This is a genomic window from Brasilonema angustatum, assembly GCF_059505445.1.
Genome location: NZ_JCACKO010000149.1, coordinates 70,200 through 85,225, shown reverse-complemented (window position 1 = coordinate 85,225; position 15,026 = coordinate 70,200). Strand labels below are relative to the sequence as shown.

Below are 15,026 nucleotides of genomic sequence, written 5' to 3'. Positions count from 1 at the left end.
ACACGGGGGAAAAATATTTTAACAGTTATCAATTATCAGTACTTGTTGTCGTCTGAAATCTTGATAACTCAACGGCAGAGGTAGTTGCCTGCCTTCGAGTTACCCTCAAAGCAGCAACTTGCCTCACCGTTAACTTATTTAGGATACTAAATTATACAATTTTTTCAAAAAATAGCAGTTCTAAATGATTTGTGAGAACCTCTGTTTATGTCTTTTCTACCCAAAAATTGCGGGAGACCTTTCAGGCGTCTAGATGTCCTTTGCAGTTTGTCAAAAAACTCTCACAAATCAAATAGGATTCGTCTATAAAATGTTGATTTCTATTTATATAGATAATATTTGTAAGATAATTAGCTTTTTTTATTTTATTTAAATAGTAATTATTATATAGGACAAAATATTTGTAATACAAAACCCTGATCATAGATAAAGATAAGGTTTTTGTCAATTTTGTTGTCAATCAATCGAGATTTTATTGAGGAAATTAATACTGATGTTCACTCGTCTTAGTAGTAACAGTTCTCTTTTTAATCAAGGGCAAAATATTACTTCTCTATCCTCAGTAAATACCTTTGATTATAACAACAATTACAACGTAAACCTTAACGGTCATAGTAGCTTTAACTCAGCTATGAATGGCTTAGAATCTAATGCTCAAGAACAATTGTTCAATGACAATGGGTACAGTTTCACCTCTGGCTATGGCTTAATAAATGCAGCAGCAGCAGTGGCTAAAGCAGCTGGTCAAACTACCTTTGCTGATGTTCCTAACCTAGGTGGTAACAATTGGGGAGCCGACCTTGTGAAGGCTCCAGAAGCCTGGGCAAAAGGATACACTGGTAAGGGTGTAGTTGTTGCTGTTCTGGATACTGGGGTTGACTTCAACCACGATGACTTGAAGGATAATATCTGGACAAATCCCAAGGAAATTGCTGGCAATGGCAAGGATGATGATGGTGATGGTTTGGTTGATGACGTTCACGGGTGGAACTTTGTTGATAACAACAACGATGTTTCAGATAAATTTGGTCATGGAACCCATGTCTCTGGAACTATTGCTGGGGAAAAGAATGACTTTGGTGTGACTGGTATTGCCTACGATGCCAAAATTATGCCAGTCAAAGTCCTTGGTGATGATGGTTCTGGCTCCTATACTTCGATTTCTAATGGCATTCACTATGCCGTGGATCATGGAGCTAACGTGATTAACCTTAGTCTTGGTGGTGGTTCTTCTGACAGTACTTTAGAGAAAGCTATTGAATATGCCAGCACTAAAGGAGTGATTGTCGTTATGGCAGCTGGCAATGATGGTGGCTTGCAACCAGGCTATCCAGCGCGCTATGCAGATAAATCAGGAATTGCAGTTGGAGCAGTTGATAAAAATAATCAGATGGCTGACTTCTCCAACAAAGCGGGAGTGAATCCACTTACTTACGTGACGGCCCCAGGAGTCAATGTGTATTCTACAATTCCGGGTAATAAATATGCTTCCTATAGTGGCACGTCTATGGCGGCTCCTCACGTTGCTGGTGTAGTTGCTCTCATGCTCAGTGCTAATCACAATCTTACTGATGCTCAAGTACGTCAGATTGTCGCAGAAACAGCGGTACACGACACACAAATGCCAAACTTTGGTCTGAGCAACTTTGCAACCAATAGCAGTGCTACAACTTCTAACTTCAGCGTTACAAATTACCAGGATGACTCTTATGGGTCACAAGACCAGTTCGATGATAGCAATACTCTGCAATTCTCTGGCTTTAGTGTCAGTTCTACACTGGGGTCACAATTCTCAAGCTACCAAGCAGGATTGAATAATTATGTGAACTATAGTACTAGTCATTATGATAGTACCATTGATTCTGAAAACATACTCAAGAAACGTCAAGAAATGCTAGAGGACTCAGCGATCGCACGGTTATGAAACAATGATGGCGCTTTTGTGTTGGTTACACGCATTTTTGTTAAAGTTTTAGAGTAGCTGCGTTTGGGACGCTATAATCTCGCGTACCCAAATGTGTAGCGGATCGTGATCGAGACGCATATGCCAAATCTGCATATAGTCGTACTGACCAAGTTCAATCGGTGGCTCCAGGATAGCAAGGTTTGTATAGTTAGCAAAGAGCATTGCAATTCGACGAGGTAATGTCAAAATGAGATCGCTGTGAGCGACAATCATAGGAGCCGCGAGAAAATGCGGTAACTTCAACATCACCCGACGCTTCACACCTAACCCTGACAACACAGTATCTACGTGCCTTGTAGGTGATTTGGGGATTGCGTTTACAGGGGAGTTTGTGATTGTAATTAAGGCATGTGACCAAGCAACGTAAGATTCAACGGTAAAATCCGTTAGAGTGATGGGATGGTCAGCCCGAACGACAGACACAAAATCTTCAACAAATAACTTCTGGCATTTAAACTCCGTAGTTTGGGCTAGATTTAGAACTCCTAAGCCTAGATCGATCTCTCCACTTCTTAGTAAATCTAGTGTGTCAGAACGCCAATGATGACACTCCAGATTCAGGTGGGGTGCATTGTCACAAATAAGCTTGAGAACCTTTGGCAAAATCACAACGATTGAGTAATCTGATGCCGCTAGGTGGATTGTACCTTGTGCTGTTTTCGGATCAAAAACGGTTGGTTGAATCAACTGTTTGATATCTAACAAAATTTTCTCTAGTGGTTCGAGTAGCTCAAGAGCGTATGGTGTGAGAACCATGTTTTTGTTTGAGCGCACAAGCAGTGGATCGTTGAATATTTTGCGTAACCGCCCCAGGGTGTGACTGGTAGCTGATTGACTCAAACCAATTTTTTCTCCAGTATTCGTGACGTTACGCTCAAGCAGCAAGGCATGTAACACCAGTAAAAGATTAAGATCCACTTGCAACAAATCTATTTTATCCATATGTATTAAGCCAAGTTAAGCTGTTGGACATTTAACTTGCATGTTACCTAAAAGTAAAACTCTTGTAGGGTGGGCATCTGGTTCTCCCTAATTATGCAAATTAAAAGTACATTAGCTTACTAGTTATTGATTCAGGGGGAGGCAGGGGGGGGAAAGAGTTGATAGAGACGGGGCAACCGAAGCCGTCTTTCGGTGAAGAGATTTTCTTTTTCTTTTCACTTTTGACTTGTCACTTTTAACTGACAACTGCCACGAAGTCTAATACTTAGTAGGGCGATTGTCCATGCGCCCAGCGCCGCAAAGCGCTGCATACTCGCCCCTTCCACACCTACCTGACAGAAAATGCCTCACTGAATCGACGAGTAATTGGCTCAATTAAGAATGTTAAAATTGACTTCTTGCGAGTGACAATCTCACCATTTGCAGCCATCCCAGGAGTAAATGCAACTTCTTGTCCCTGAGCCATTATGGAGTGTTTATTCAGCTTAATTCTGGTGGGGAAAACTAACCCCATTTCTTTGTCAACAATAGCATTGGGACTGATTTGCACGACTTCACCATTAATGATGCCAAATTCTTGAAATGGGAAAGTTGCCATTTTAACCTTTGCTTTCATTCCCTCGCGAATAAAACCAATATCTCGGTTGAGGACTTTCACCTCTAAGAGAAGTTCTTCCCCTTCTGGTAAAATAGATACTAACTCTTCACCCGATTGCACTGGTCCTCTTGTGGCTTTTATTCTATAGATAGTACCTGTGACTGGAGCTTTGATAGTTTCCCTCTCTTGTTGCTTCTGGGCTTGCTCAAGTTGACCTTGAACGGTGGTTAGTTCTTCTTTGCGTTTGTTGATCTGGGTGATAATTTCACTTTGACGTTCTGATTCTATACGTTGTGCTTGAGTAAGCGCAGCTTGATATGCAGCTTGAGCTTGGCGAATTTCCTGAACTTGAGCTGCTATATCCTTTTCAAAGGATGTAACTTTGTCTTGAGCTTCTGTCACCTTATTTTGGGAGTTTATCACCTCATCATTCGCTCGGGTAATATCCGTAGTTGCTCGATTGAGTCTTTCTTGGGCGTCCAAGTAATCGATTCGAGGAATAGCACCAGGAGTTACTAGAGTTTTGAGGCTTTGTTCCCTTTTTTGAGCAATGGTTAAGCCGCTTTCAACTTTCTTGCGGATATTTTGGGCGTTAACCAAGTTTGTTTTGGCGTTGGTAAAGCTAGTTCTTGCGTTTACCAGATTTTCTTGCAAGCGAGTTTGGCGCACTTTTGCCTGGTTAGTCAGCGCTTGTTGGCGATTTGCTTCCGCAACGGAAGCTGCTTGACGCGCTTGATAATCTCGTAAACGAGAGTTTAACAATTGATCTTGAAGTTGTGTTCCAGCAATTTTGCCACCCGTACGTTCTGCATCTAAACGTCGCAAATCTTCTTGAATTAATTCAGCAGATGAGGCTAAGCGAGTCACATCGACTTGTTGCAAATCTGGATCACGTTGAATTAGGGTTTGACCTTTGATGACGCGATCGCCTTCTTTAACGTTGACCTTGACAATTGTTCCGTTACCTATGGATGTCACCGGTCGTACTTGTGTCGAAGCGATTAACTCCCCTGGTGCTGTCGCCACTTCATCAATCTTGGAAAAATTCGCCCAGGCGATTGTTCCCAGTACCACTACACTCAGTGTTCCCGCTAACAATCTAGTGTACAATGGTGGCAGTTCCTGTACTGCTTTACCCAGTTCATAGGATAGGTGTTCATCAGGTTTTGCAAATCGCTGTTTTGTTTTACGTGCTGTAGCCGTATTTGCAGCTAGGGAATATCTCATAAGAATTTAGATTTGGGATTTTAGATTATAGGTGAGTAGTCACTCCTAAACAGTTATCAGTTATCAGTTATCAGTGAGCCAGCACGGCGCAGGAGGGAGACCCTCCCGCGCCGTGCTGGACTCACCGTAAGGCTATCGGGGAGAACCTGAGCCCTATGGCTAACGCCACGGCTGCGCCTAACGGGCACGGCCCCGTGCCGAACGGTTCCGCTAGCCCCTAAGGGGGCCGGAGCTAACGCGCTCCGCCAGATGCCTCTGTCGGGAAACCCTCATCAAGCACGCTTACTCACTGTTTACTGAATTAAATCGCTAGATAACGTCGCAAGAAACTTTCTAGTGTTTCCAGCTCAAAATTGAAAGTAGCTTCCAATTTCGCAATTTCTTCTCTTGTACAGAAAAATTCGTTAGCTAGTAATGTACGAAACGTTCCCAAAGCTTTTTGTGCTTGCGGATTGAAAAAACCTAATGCACCCCGCAGCCCATCTACAGCTAAGAGTGGCGGGTTAATTATCAGTGGCTCTCGGTTAAAAATGCGACTAATAATTTTGGGAATATCCTCTCGCATTAAAATCTCTGGTCCCCCAACTGATAATATCTGATTTCGAGCCGCTTCAACTGTCACAGAATCTACTACTATCCTTGCTAAATCATCTGTACTAACACTAGAGGTACGGTTTTTGGGATCGCCAACAAGCAGGTAAAACCCCGTTTCCCGAAAACGTTCTGCTAATGGTAGTAAGTCGGATGCTAATCCAGATGGGCGTAGAATAGTGTAGTTCAAGCCACTAGTTTCCAGGTATCGCTCCACTGCTCGTTTTGCCTTAAACACAGGAGCATCTTCGTATCCTCTATCTGCTCCTAGCACGGAAATAAAAACAAAGTGCTGGACTTGATTAGCTTTTGCGGAATCTATGAGTTCAATGTTAGCGCGATAGTCTAAAGCTAAGGCATCTCCATCAGAACCGTGAGCGCTGATAATGTACTGTACGCCCTGACAAGCTTTTTGAATATCTTTTTCTTGGCGCAAATCACCAATAAAGATGTTAGCTCCTCGGTGTTCTAACTCGCTGTAGCGCGAAGTAAGACGGACAAATGCTCGCACCTGCTTTTCCTGTTCACGTAAAAGTCGCACAACTGTGCGACCTATTCCCCCTGTGGCTCCAGTGACTAGAAACATATCAATTTTGGATTTTGGATGCGTGGATTTTGGATGAGTGTTGACTCATGACTAAATTCTAAAATTCGACAATCACTGGTGCATGATCGCTGGGTTGAGGTAACTTTCTGGGAGCTACGTCAATAGTGCAGCTTTTGGCACGATCATACAAATCAGGCGTGAGATAGTGATGGTCAATTCGCCAACCCAAATTACGGCGAAAAGATGCTGCTCGATAGTCCCACCAGCTGTAGTGTCCGCCTTCCGGGGTAAATTTGCGAAAAGCATCAGCAAATCCTAATAAGAGGATATCTCGTAAGGCTTGGCGCTCTGGTTCTGATGCCATGATGTGATTTTCGCTCTTTGCACTCTGATGAATATCTTTATCTTCCAGAGCAATGTTAAAGTCTCCACACACACAAATAGCAGCTTGTGATAAAAGAAGCGATCGCAAATACTCCTGCAGCACTATTAGCCAACCCAGCTTGTATTCATATTTCTCGCTTCCCACTGCTGAACCATTGGGTACGTAAAGATTGACAATTGTTATACCATCTATCTTACCGGTAATCACCCGTTTCTGCTCATCCCAATCTGGTTGGATGTTCAATAAAGTCGGCGTAAAACCACAACTGACATTCTCTAGTGGTTGACGGCTGGCGATCGCAACACCGTTGTAAGCTTTTTGTCCTGATACATAAAGGTGATAGCCCAATTCCTCAAAAGGTGCGCGGGGAAATTGTGCGTCTACAACTTTAATTTCTTGCAGGCACAGGACATCTACGTTACTCTGACCCAGCCAATCAATAACTTGCTCTAAACGAGTGCGAATCGAGTTGACATTCCAAGTCGCAATTTTCATCTTAGTCTGTCGTCATTCTCCAGGTTTTTGCGTCCTTTCGTCATCGATCTTCTCCTCCTGCAATATTCTCTAGAATTGCTTCCGTTTCGAGATTTTCCTATTTTTAGTTAAAAAAAAATTAAATTATTATGAGCCTCAAGATAGATGAATCGTGCTCTGAGCAAACTGTAATGTTAAAGTATACTTCCACTCTAATAAAATGGCTAGTATCAAATTAGCCAACGACTTTATCAGGGTAGGGTTAACCGAAATTGCACTCGGGTGAGTCAGTCAGGTTAACTTAATAATCAGGTGATTAAGTATAAATGCTCTATCATCAGATATATGTCCTAGTAATAGGATCATCTTACTTGCTGAACCAAAACAACCTATGAAAATTGCTCAAGTAGCCCCCCTGTGGGAACGAGTTCCACCTCCAACATATGGAGGAATAGAGCTAGTCGTGAGTCGCTTGACAGATGAACTGGTACGTCGAGGTCACGATGTGACTTTGTTCGCATCAGGCGACTCGCAAACATTGGCTAAGTTAGAAGCAGTTTATCCTCGTGCATTGCGCTTAGACCCGAACGTCAAAGAGTACGGAGTGTACGAAATGCTGGAACTGAGCCAGGTTTACGAAATAGCAAAGGAATTCGATATCATCCATTCCCATGTGGGGATTACGGCATTACCTTTGGCGAGTTTTGTACAAACACCCACCGTGCATACCGTGCACAGCAATTTTACAACGGATAACCAAAACCTATACATCCACCATAAACGGCAACCATACGTTAGCATTAGTAACGCTCAACGTCAAATAAACCTGAACTACGTTGAGACGGTCTACAACGGAATTGATCTAGAAGATTATCCTTTTGTTCCCCAACATCAACAACCGCCATACCTGGCATTCTTAGGACGCTTCGCGCCAGAAAAGGGACCGCATCATGCGATCGCCATTGCGAAAAAAGCTGGCTGGCATCTAAAAATGGCAGGAAAGGTTGATGTAGTAGACTCTGAGTTCTTTGAACAAGAGATTGCCCCACAGATTGATGGTGAGCAAATTCAATACCTAGGCGAAATCGACCACGCCCAGAAAGTTAAACTGCTGGGCAATGCTGCCATGACTTTGTTTCCAATCGGCTGGCAAGAACCTTTTGGTTTAGTGATGACTGAATCAATGGCAACTGGGACACCAGTTATTGCGATGAATCTAGGTTCCGTATCAGAAGTTATTGACCACGGTGTGTCAGGTTTTGTCTGCCAAAGCTACGATGAAATGGCGGCAATGATTCCAGCAGCTTTGGAACTCAATCGTCAAACTTGTCGAGAACATGTAGAGAACAAGTTTAGTGTCAGCCAAATGGTGGATGGGTACGAGGCGGTCTATAAAAAAATCATACAAGACCGCATTCATTCAAACGGTCGTATTCATGATGCAAAAATCAAAGTTTAATTAACGATTTTTTAACGCATCTATTACATCTATAAATCAATAGCTTTTCAAATGGAGGACATAAATATGAGTATGAGATCCGACGATTGCCCGTGCTGTGGGGGTTCTTTGCTACGTCATATTCGTCATGGTGAACTCTACTGGTTTTGCAAAACCTGTCGCCAAGAAGTGCCAGTGTTAACTGTGAGTCAGATGCCGAACTTGGAAGGAAGAAGTAAGGTATCTATTGCTCAAACAGTACTCAAAGCGTAGTGAGTGAACAGTGAACACTAAACAACGGGTGGACGAGTCCGTTTCCTACCTGATAACTGATAACTGATAACTGTTCACTGGTAACTGATAAAGTTCCCGGCTCCACCTGGTAAAATCAGGTGGAGCAAATTATTGGTTAAAGCTCGCGTGTTAGCAGCGTTACTTTACGGCAAAGAAAATTTACGTTTAGAACAAGTTGCGTCCCCCACACCCGGTATTGGTGAAGTTGTCATCCAAGTGGGAGCAGCAACAACTTGTGGTACAGATTTAAAAGTTTGGCGTCGCGGCGGTCATGCTAAGATGCTCAAACCACCAACACTGTTTGGTCATGAAGCAGCGGGGGAAATTGTCGCTGTCGGAGAGGGTGTCACTCTTTGGCAAGTGGGCGATCGCCTGGTAGCAAATAATTCTGCCCCATGCATGAATTGCTTTTTTTGTCAACGCCAAGAATATTCCCTCTGTCCAAATTTGACATGGAATAACGGCACTTTTGCCGAATATTTAAAAATTCCAGCACCGATTGTGCAACATAATATGTTGCCAATTCCTGATGAGTTGCCTTATGAGTTGGCAGCAATGACTGAACCTCTGGCTTGTGTGCTGCATGGAGTCGCTCGTTCCAACGTCAAACCAGGTGATTCTGTGGTGGTGTTAGGAGATGGGGCGATCGGGCTGATGTTTGTGGCTAAATTGGCTCATGATCTTAAAGCTGAGGTGTTACTCTTTGGAGGCAATGACCAAAGGTTAGAAATTGGAGAAAAACTGGGTGCAGCAAAGACCTTTAATTATCATCAGTTCCCAGAGATTCCTAATTTAGTTAAAGAACTGACACAGGGATGGGGTGCAGATGTGGTGATTGAAGCAACTGGTGTACCAAGTGTCTGGGAAACCGCAATTGCTTGTGCTCGTCCTGGTGCAACTGTTAACCTGTTTGGTGGTTGTCCACGAGATACAACTATTAGCGTGAATACAGAACAACTACACTACAGCGAACTGACTCTCAAAGGAGTTTTTCATAACACTCCAGAGTATGTTCGGGCAGCATTGTCACTGATTGCAAGTCAGAAGATTCCCTTTGAGTTGCTCATCAGCGAACACCGTCCATTGCAGGATTTAGAACAGGTGTTTTGTGATATGAGAGATCGTAAGGTGATTAAAGTAGCAATGATTCCCTAAGGACTAAGAACTTCGATTTCCCCACGGCTTTTTATAAAAACGTTAGGCGTAGCCGCGCCGTAGGCGGCAATCTGGATGTTTTTATAGCTGTGAGTTAATCTGTTAAACACGCTCATCAAACCTTGTGCGAAAACCACCGTATTTCAACCAGTATTGCTTTAAGGTATGGTGGGGCGTATGTAAACTTGCCTTCGCTCGATAAAGAATCACCTGACGATGATCGCCCATCCAGATTTTGCCAATGGGTTCAATGGATAATAACGCTCCTCCCAGCGCCGCAATACACTCTGAAAATCGTTCAACCGCACTGTAATCAACTGATTCAAAAACAAAAAAATTTCCTGAACTGATCAAATGTCGGCTCCGGATCCAGCATTGCATTTTTTTTTCAGCTTCCGGTGGCAACATTCCTATTTTCACCCCAGCTTCTGTTTGCTCACCTAATACGTTCATAAAACTATTAATTCAAAGACGATCCAGGGGAAGTTCATCTGCAAAACTTTCACGCTTTTCAAACTCCAACGCCCCAAACGTAGATCCCCAAACTTGTTGATGAGTATTGACATCCATACCTTTGTCAAGGCTAACCCAGGTTGTTGCCGTCAGCTCCACATCACTGATTAGATAAGTTAAACATCCCTTTCGCTCGATTAGGCACTTGTTTCCTGGCTCCACACTACCTAGAAACATCTCGCCCTCTCGTTTGAAGATCATAGAGCAGTTATATCGTCGTTCGATACAATCAGGTGTAATAGTTCTGAGAATGCTTAATTCCCGTGCCGATCCTGCATACAGCAACGGATCGTTAAGACTGTAATTTTCAATATAAATTTGATTTCCCTCGTCAATTAATCGATGCACTCCCTGACGATAGGGACTCCATAAATCGTGATCGTAAACCTGTTCCGAGTAAAAACCAATCGCATTGAAAAACTCAAAGGGTAAGGGACGAAAAAAGATATGGATATGAGCAAATTGCTGAGGGTTATGGTAGGATTGCTTATAATTGCTGAAATCACCTGCCATCCACTGAGCCAGCGTTGTTAAGTCATTGGCTTTTACTGAATTCATGATCGCGCGTTGTAAGGGTTAACTGATAACTGATAGCTAATAATTTACAACAGATAACAGATAACAGATAACTGGTAACAATGACTACTTGCTACTGAGAGAACGGATTTCTGAGGCAAAGGATGCAGTCACCACTCCAGTTCCAGCACTCGTTTTGATGAGTGACACCCGAAATCGCAAGTTTGGATTGGCGAACCAAATTTTCTCTTCAGCCGCCGCCCGATCATATGTCGTCAGCAGCACAAATGTCCCGTCTTCTGTCAGGTGATAGTCACCAGCTGCTGCTATAGTTTCAGCGTATCCTTGATCTCTAAGTAATTTGCCCCGATTGGGGACATCAGGATCGGGAACTGGTACCAGGATACTACTCCCTTTCATCTGTGCGTCTTCATCCCAATCCGACTGTCCCTCCCAAGTCATCGCAAAGGGAGACACAATCTGACTTTGGTCAATATTGTATGACTTACACAGAGCAATCACAGCCTGGTCTTCAGGTGAAAGTGCAATAATATCAATCACCGATTGTACAGCTTCAAAGTGGCTAAATGCTAAATGGTGGGCGCTACGCTGCGATCGCCAACGCCCAATTGAAAGCTCAACAAATTCCGTTATATCCATCGATTTCATGCAATGAATTTTAAGAGCAACAGAACAACCACTAACTTTTCGGGTGTTTGTTTGCCACTTCGTCGGTGATTTTGAAACGTTGTGTGAGCAAGAAAGGGGTGTAGGGGTATAGGGGTGTAAGGGTGTAGGGGAGCCACTGCCCTTCGGGTTCGCAGTCGCCTACGGAGGGTTTCCCTCCGTAGGCATCTGGCGTTGGGGTTCCCCCCGTTGTAGCACCTGGCGTTCTCCCTCCCTAGGTATCCGGCGTCCGGGTTCCCCGACTTGAGGCATCTGGCGTGAAAACGCGCGGAAATTCTATTGTTGTACACCCCTACCCCGGAGCCATTTGGGTTCAAGCCCCACCAAATTTACAATTTGATGGTCTTTAATTAGTAGTGGCTTCAAGCCCCTACTAAGAACGTTCCCCTACACGCCCATACCCTTACCCCCCTACACCCCTAGTTTTTGACTACTCCCTTGCGACCTAAAAGATTACCAATCTGAAAACCCCATTAGAGCGCAGAGAAAATACGCAACGCTTTGGCAGAGGTAATTTTAGAGCAGCGAAGGGAGTAATAAGCATGTAAAAACGCAGCGAACAGTTATCAGTGAGCAAGGTAGGATAACCCAACGGCAGAGGCAGAGCCAGCATGAGGGAAACCCAAAGCCAGCACTCATCTATATCTGTTCGCTGATAACTGCTCACTGTATTATTCTCTAGGCAACTTCAGTAATACTGAGAATCTTGCCACCAGTTTTTTGGATATTCTGAATCTTCTGCGACATTTGGTTATAGCCGACTTCAAAGGTAACTTTGCCCATATTTATACGAGGAGGATTAGAGCTACCACTTGCAACAGTAATCCGGAAACGCTTACCAGTATTGCTGTAAGCTCCAGAGCCAGTTGTTGGGAATTTGATTTTTGTTGGCAGGTTACTTCCTACATCACTAATCAATTTCGCATTTTTGCTAGCAGCATCATAGGCAGCAAATCCCCGATCTAGAGCGAAGGTGCGATTAAAGCCGACATTCTTAATGCCAGTTTGAGTACGATTACCGCGTGAGTAAGGAACCACGTTTTCGCCAAAACTCGCGATATACTCATCACTGTCAATGTAGGAGTTAATCTCCGCTTCGTAGCCCTGCTCATTGTAAATGAGAACATGTCTAGAAATCTCAGTCTGCTCAGCCGGAGCGCGTCCTAACAGATGCTTGAAGTTTAATTCAATGAAACGGTAGGAGGATGAAGTCTCAAAAAACAACGAACGGTAAAGTTCTGATTGGGCAACGGCTCTGACAAATCCTCGAACGGTAATATCACGATTGCGCAGCAAGGATTCTGCACTGGTAAGGCGCTGACTTTCCATAACGTGGGCATTGCCTAGCACTTGCCGATAGACCGCCCGAATGATCGTCTGTAGATCATCTTCTAAGGTGTTGGGGCGTAGTTCAACAGACTCTGCATTTTCAATCCAAAGTGCCATGGGAATTTGTCCTAATCAAGTGTTTATTGTTCAGTTTGATAAAGTTGAGAAATCACGAGAGTGATTTCATCGGTAAAGGGAAAATAATCAAAAAGCTGATTAGACAATAGGTTCAAAGCTGATTTTCAATTCCTACGGCGAATGATTAGTATGAGTGATTTCCAATGGAACGACTCAATTGGTCATTGCACATAGTTGCTAGCATAATCTTATCGAAATTTCAATCCCTTAAACCAGAGCTTCAAAGTTTTTTTATCGCTAGTGTGAGGCAGATCCAAAGGATCATCGCCCCTTGGGCAGATCTTTATGCGAGAATGGGGTTTGGCGACCAAAGCTAAGGGTGTAGGGGAGGACAGTGCCGGGGTGAGGCACCGCGTTGCGGAGGTTCCCCCCGTTGAGTGCACCTGCCGTGGTTTCCAACGCCAGATACCTCTGTCGGGAAACCCTCCTATGGCACAAAGTGCCACGCTACGCGCTTGCTGTACTGGCTCCCCATGTTAGCGGAGCGAGCCGTAGGCTGCGACCTCCGTTAGGGTTTCCCGATTTGAGTCACCTGTCCGCCCCTCTAGTTCTTGACTGTATTTTGATCAGCACTTTTGGGCGATGCTCCCTTAGCGTGTCTTCTTCTCAAATCTAAGATTTGCGAAGGAAGATGAGGATTGCTCTCAAGAATCGCAAAGAACATGCCTGTGCAATTCTTGAAGGTTCATGCCTAGACAATCTCAGTGATGCTGATAATCTTAGCGCCAGTGCGGTTAATCCGCTGAATTTGAGGGGTCATGCGGTCACCAGGAACAATGTATTCGGTGGTGCTGATCCGACGAGGGCTATCAAACTTGGAACCCCGCACTAAAATCTTGAATTTCTTTTTGTTCGCTTCACCCGAACCACCCAGGTTAACATCTGCTGCTTTTATCTTGTTCGGGCTGTTGGTTGCCACTGCATAAACCAGTTGAGAGGACTTAACAGCGCTACTGATTTGAGAAGGACCACGATCCAGAGCAAACGTACGGTTATAGGTAACCTGGCTCTGCCCAACTTCCGTTTTCGCCCCACGATTGTAGGGTACAACATTTTCGCCAAATGCTGACTGGTACTCTTCGCTATCGATGTAGGAGTCGATTTCAGCGTCGTATCCCTTTTCCACGCAACGAACGATGTGCTCGGAAATCTCCGCTTGCGACTGGGGCGGACGACCAAGGAAGTGCTTGAAATTCAATTCTACAAAACGATAAGGAGCACACGATTCAAAGTAACGCGAGCGGTAGAAATCCGACTTAGCAACTGCGCGGACAAACTCCCGTACAGAGATAGTGCCATCTTTCAATTGTGATTCTGCACTTACCAAGCGCTCACTTTCCATCACATGAGGATTGCCTAAAACCTGCTTGTAGACTGCCCGAATGACTGCTTGTACATCCTCTAGGTCGCGGGTGGGCCAGAGTTCTATTGGTGCTATTGTTGCCATAATTAAGGGAATACTCCTAACACTTGTTTTGCTCAGAATTCAAAACTCAGTTCATACTGATCAGTGATTAGCAACTGAAGTAGCGATTACCTACTTCGCTATGCCTTACGGTACGCACGCGATGATTGCTGCGTAGAGGTTAGGGCTTGCAGTTTCAACCGCTTAGGATAACTGTGAGAACAAATAGCTCCCATAATCTGGGGTTTGGGAAAGCGCCTCTAACTTCAGAACTTGGGAGATACTCTTGTCGAGTGCACAAGCTTTGTGTTTTCCCCACGAGCGATACGCGCTCGTCGCGTCTGCCCTTTGGGCAATCGCCTTTTTTGCCCAGAGAGATTCTTTAAAAATCTCTCTCCCCAAATCGAAGATTTGAGCCATAGGGTAGCTTCAAAGGAGCATCACCATAGCTCAACGGGCTTACCTGTTCCCCAAGTCTGTGCTCTTAATAAACACTGAGGGGTGTAGGGGAGCGAGTACAGCAAGCGCGTTTGCGTCCCTTGCACGTGTCGCTTTGCGACTCAGCGCCCCCAAAGTCTGTCGGAGCAAGCTTCCCCGGACGTTAGCGGTTGATTGTGCCTTGGCTGCTTTGACCGTTGAAGCACAAGCGCGTTTTTTCTCACTTGATATCTGGTCAGACCAGCGCTATGCAGGAGGATCTCCCGCTCTCACGGCGACGGGCGTTCCCGATCGCCCTCCGGGGAAGACCTATGCCTACGGCACGGCTAGCCCCTAAGGGGGCGCTGCGCAAACGCCTATCGGTCTTGCTACGCTTTAGACCT

The 15,026-nt window shown here is 44.5% G+C and carries 15 protein-coding genes; 5 read left to right on the top strand and 10 right to left on the bottom strand.

Annotated elements, in window-relative coordinates; all coding sequences use genetic code 11:
- Nucleotides 1-493 precede the first annotated feature (493 nt).
- Nucleotides 494-1,924 (top strand): S8 family peptidase, encoded by a 1,431-nt coding sequence (locus tag AC5JM2_RS31465; RefSeq protein ID WP_495839390.1) that lies wholly within the window; start codon nucleotides 494-496, stop codon nucleotides 1,922-1,924.
- 48 nt (nucleotides 1,925-1,972) lie between these two features.
- Here the strand turns inward: AC5JM2_RS31465 and AC5JM2_RS31460 are convergent, their stop codons facing one another.
- The 4 genes from AC5JM2_RS31460 to xth form a co-directional block, all read right to left on the bottom strand.
- Nucleotides 1,973-2,908 carry a LysR family transcriptional regulator gene (locus AC5JM2_RS31460; protein WP_495839388.1) on the bottom strand — a complete coding sequence of 312 codons (936 nt, stop codon included), beginning with the start codon at nucleotides 2,906-2,908 and terminating at the stop codon, nucleotides 1,973-1,975.
- A 328-nt stretch (nucleotides 2,909-3,236) separates the two neighbouring features.
- The gene (locus AC5JM2_RS31455; protein WP_495839386.1) at nucleotides 3,237-4,733 is read right to left on the bottom strand and encodes a beta-barrel domain-containing protein; all 1,497 of its coding nucleotides are present in this window, start codon (nucleotides 4,731-4,733) and stop codon (nucleotides 3,237-3,239) included.
- Nucleotides 4,734-5,034: 301 nt separating this feature from the next.
- Complete coding sequence (locus tag AC5JM2_RS31450) at nucleotides 5,035-5,910, bottom strand: SDR family oxidoreductase (RefSeq protein WP_495839384.1); 876 nt, start codon at nucleotides 5,908-5,910, stop codon at nucleotides 5,035-5,037.
- Between the two features lie 58 nt (nucleotides 5,911-5,968).
- Complete coding sequence (xth, locus tag AC5JM2_RS31445) at nucleotides 5,969-6,751, bottom strand: exodeoxyribonuclease III (protein WP_495839382.1); 783 nt, start codon at nucleotides 6,749-6,751, stop codon at nucleotides 5,969-5,971.
- A 370-nt stretch (nucleotides 6,752-7,121) separates the two neighbouring features.
- Here xth and AC5JM2_RS31440 point away from each other — a divergent pair, with 370 nt between their 5' ends.
- The 3 genes from AC5JM2_RS31440 (at nucleotide 7,122) to AC5JM2_RS31430 (ending at nucleotide 9,617) form a co-directional block, all read left to right on the top strand.
- Nucleotides 7,122-8,189, top strand: a complete 1,068-nt coding sequence (locus AC5JM2_RS31440) for a glycosyltransferase family 4 protein (protein WP_495839380.1) — start codon at nucleotides 7,122-7,124, stop codon at nucleotides 8,187-8,189.
- Nucleotides 8,190-8,255: 66 nt separating this feature from the next.
- Nucleotides 8,256-8,441, top strand: a complete 186-nt coding sequence (locus tag AC5JM2_RS31435) for a hypothetical protein (RefSeq protein ID WP_495839378.1) — start codon at nucleotides 8,256-8,258, stop codon at nucleotides 8,439-8,441.
- Nucleotides 8,442-8,588: 147 nt separating this feature from the next.
- A complete protein-coding gene (locus AC5JM2_RS31430) occupies nucleotides 8,589-9,617 on the top strand; it encodes a zinc-dependent alcohol dehydrogenase (protein ID WP_495839473.1) in 1,029 nt (342 codons plus the stop codon).
- 102 nt (nucleotides 9,618-9,719) lie between these two features.
- On the opposite strand, the gene AC5JM2_RS31425 is transcribed toward AC5JM2_RS31430, so the two are convergent.
- From AC5JM2_RS31425 to AC5JM2_RS31400, 6 genes are all read right to left on the bottom strand, one after another.
- The gene (locus tag AC5JM2_RS31425; protein WP_244837828.1) at nucleotides 9,720-10,070 is read right to left on the bottom strand and encodes a CpeR family transcriptional regulator; all 351 of its coding nucleotides are present in this window, start codon (nucleotides 10,068-10,070) and stop codon (nucleotides 9,720-9,722) included.
- 12 nt (nucleotides 10,071-10,082) lie between these two features.
- Nucleotides 10,083-10,688 (bottom strand): chromophore lyase CpcT/CpeT, encoded by a 606-nt coding sequence (locus AC5JM2_RS31420; RefSeq protein ID WP_495839375.1) that lies wholly within the window; start codon nucleotides 10,686-10,688, stop codon nucleotides 10,083-10,085.
- An 84-nt stretch (nucleotides 10,689-10,772) separates the two neighbouring features.
- The gene (locus AC5JM2_RS31415) at nucleotides 10,773-11,306 is read right to left on the bottom strand and encodes a phycobiliprotein lyase (protein WP_495839373.1); all 534 of its coding nucleotides are present in this window, start codon (nucleotides 11,304-11,306) and stop codon (nucleotides 10,773-10,775) included.
- A gap of 705 nt (nucleotides 11,307-12,011) precedes the next feature.
- Entirely contained in the window at nucleotides 12,012-12,779 is a 768-nt protein-coding gene (locus AC5JM2_RS31410) for a phycobilisome rod-core linker polypeptide (RefSeq protein WP_495839371.1), read from the bottom strand.
- 712 nt (nucleotides 12,780-13,491) lie between these two features.
- On the bottom strand, nucleotides 13,492-14,247 hold the full coding sequence (locus AC5JM2_RS31405; protein WP_495839369.1) for a phycobilisome rod-core linker polypeptide: 756 nt from the start codon (nucleotides 14,245-14,247) through the stop codon (nucleotides 13,492-13,494).
- Between the two features lie 162 nt (nucleotides 14,248-14,409).
- Nucleotides 14,410-14,625 (bottom strand): hypothetical protein, encoded by a 216-nt coding sequence (locus AC5JM2_RS31400; protein WP_495839367.1) that lies wholly within the window; start codon nucleotides 14,623-14,625, stop codon nucleotides 14,410-14,412.
- 133 nt (nucleotides 14,626-14,758) lie between these two features.
- Here AC5JM2_RS31400 and AC5JM2_RS31395 point away from each other — a divergent pair, with 133 nt between their 5' ends.
- On the top strand, nucleotides 14,759-14,980 hold the full coding sequence (locus AC5JM2_RS31395; RefSeq protein ID WP_495839365.1) for a hypothetical protein: 222 nt from the start codon (nucleotides 14,759-14,761) through the stop codon (nucleotides 14,978-14,980).
- The last annotated feature ends 46 nt before the right edge of the window (nucleotides 14,981-15,026 follow it).

What these genes read in the sequence shown, in the direction of transcription:
- AC5JM2_RS31415 (WP_495839373.1), bottom strand. Translation starts at nt 11,306, where the DNA reads ATGGATATAACGGAATTTGTTGAGCTTTCAATTGGGCGTTGGCGATCG.
- AC5JM2_RS31410 (WP_495839371.1), bottom strand. Translation starts at nt 12,779, where the DNA reads ATGGCACTTTGGATTGAAAATGCAGAGTCTGTTGAACTACGCCCCAAC.
- AC5JM2_RS31400 (WP_495839367.1), bottom strand. Translation starts at nt 14,625, where the DNA reads ATGGCTCAAATCTTCGATTTGGGGAGAGAGATTTTTAAAGAATCTCTC.
- AC5JM2_RS31425 (WP_244837828.1), bottom strand. Translation starts at nt 10,070, where the DNA reads ATGAACGTATTAGGTGAGCAAACAGAAGCTGGGGTGAAAATAGGAATG.
- AC5JM2_RS31405 (WP_495839369.1), bottom strand. Translation starts at nt 14,247, where the DNA reads ATGGCAACAATAGCACCAATAGAACTCTGGCCCACCCGCGACCTAGAG.
- AC5JM2_RS31460 (WP_495839388.1), bottom strand. Translation starts at nt 2,908, where the DNA reads ATGGATAAAATAGATTTGTTGCAAGTGGATCTTAATCTTTTACTGGTG.
- AC5JM2_RS31455 (WP_495839386.1), bottom strand. Translation starts at nt 4,733, where the DNA reads ATGAGATATTCCCTAGCTGCAAATACGGCTACAGCACGTAAAACAAAA.
- AC5JM2_RS31450 (WP_495839384.1), bottom strand. Translation starts at nt 5,910, where the DNA reads ATGTTTCTAGTCACTGGAGCCACAGGGGGAATAGGTCGCACAGTTGTG.
- AC5JM2_RS31465 (WP_495839390.1), top strand. Translation starts at nt 494, where the DNA reads ATGTTCACTCGTCTTAGTAGTAACAGTTCTCTTTTTAATCAAGGGCAA.
- AC5JM2_RS31420 (WP_495839375.1), bottom strand. Translation starts at nt 10,688, where the DNA reads ATGAATTCAGTAAAAGCCAATGACTTAACAACGCTGGCTCAGTGGATG.
- AC5JM2_RS31435 (WP_495839378.1), top strand. Translation starts at nt 8,256, where the DNA reads ATGAGTATGAGATCCGACGATTGCCCGTGCTGTGGGGGTTCTTTGCTA.
- xth (WP_495839382.1), bottom strand. Translation starts at nt 6,751, where the DNA reads ATGAAAATTGCGACTTGGAATGTCAACTCGATTCGCACTCGTTTAGAG.
- AC5JM2_RS31440 (WP_495839380.1), top strand. Translation starts at nt 7,122, where the DNA reads ATGAAAATTGCTCAAGTAGCCCCCCTGTGGGAACGAGTTCCACCTCCA.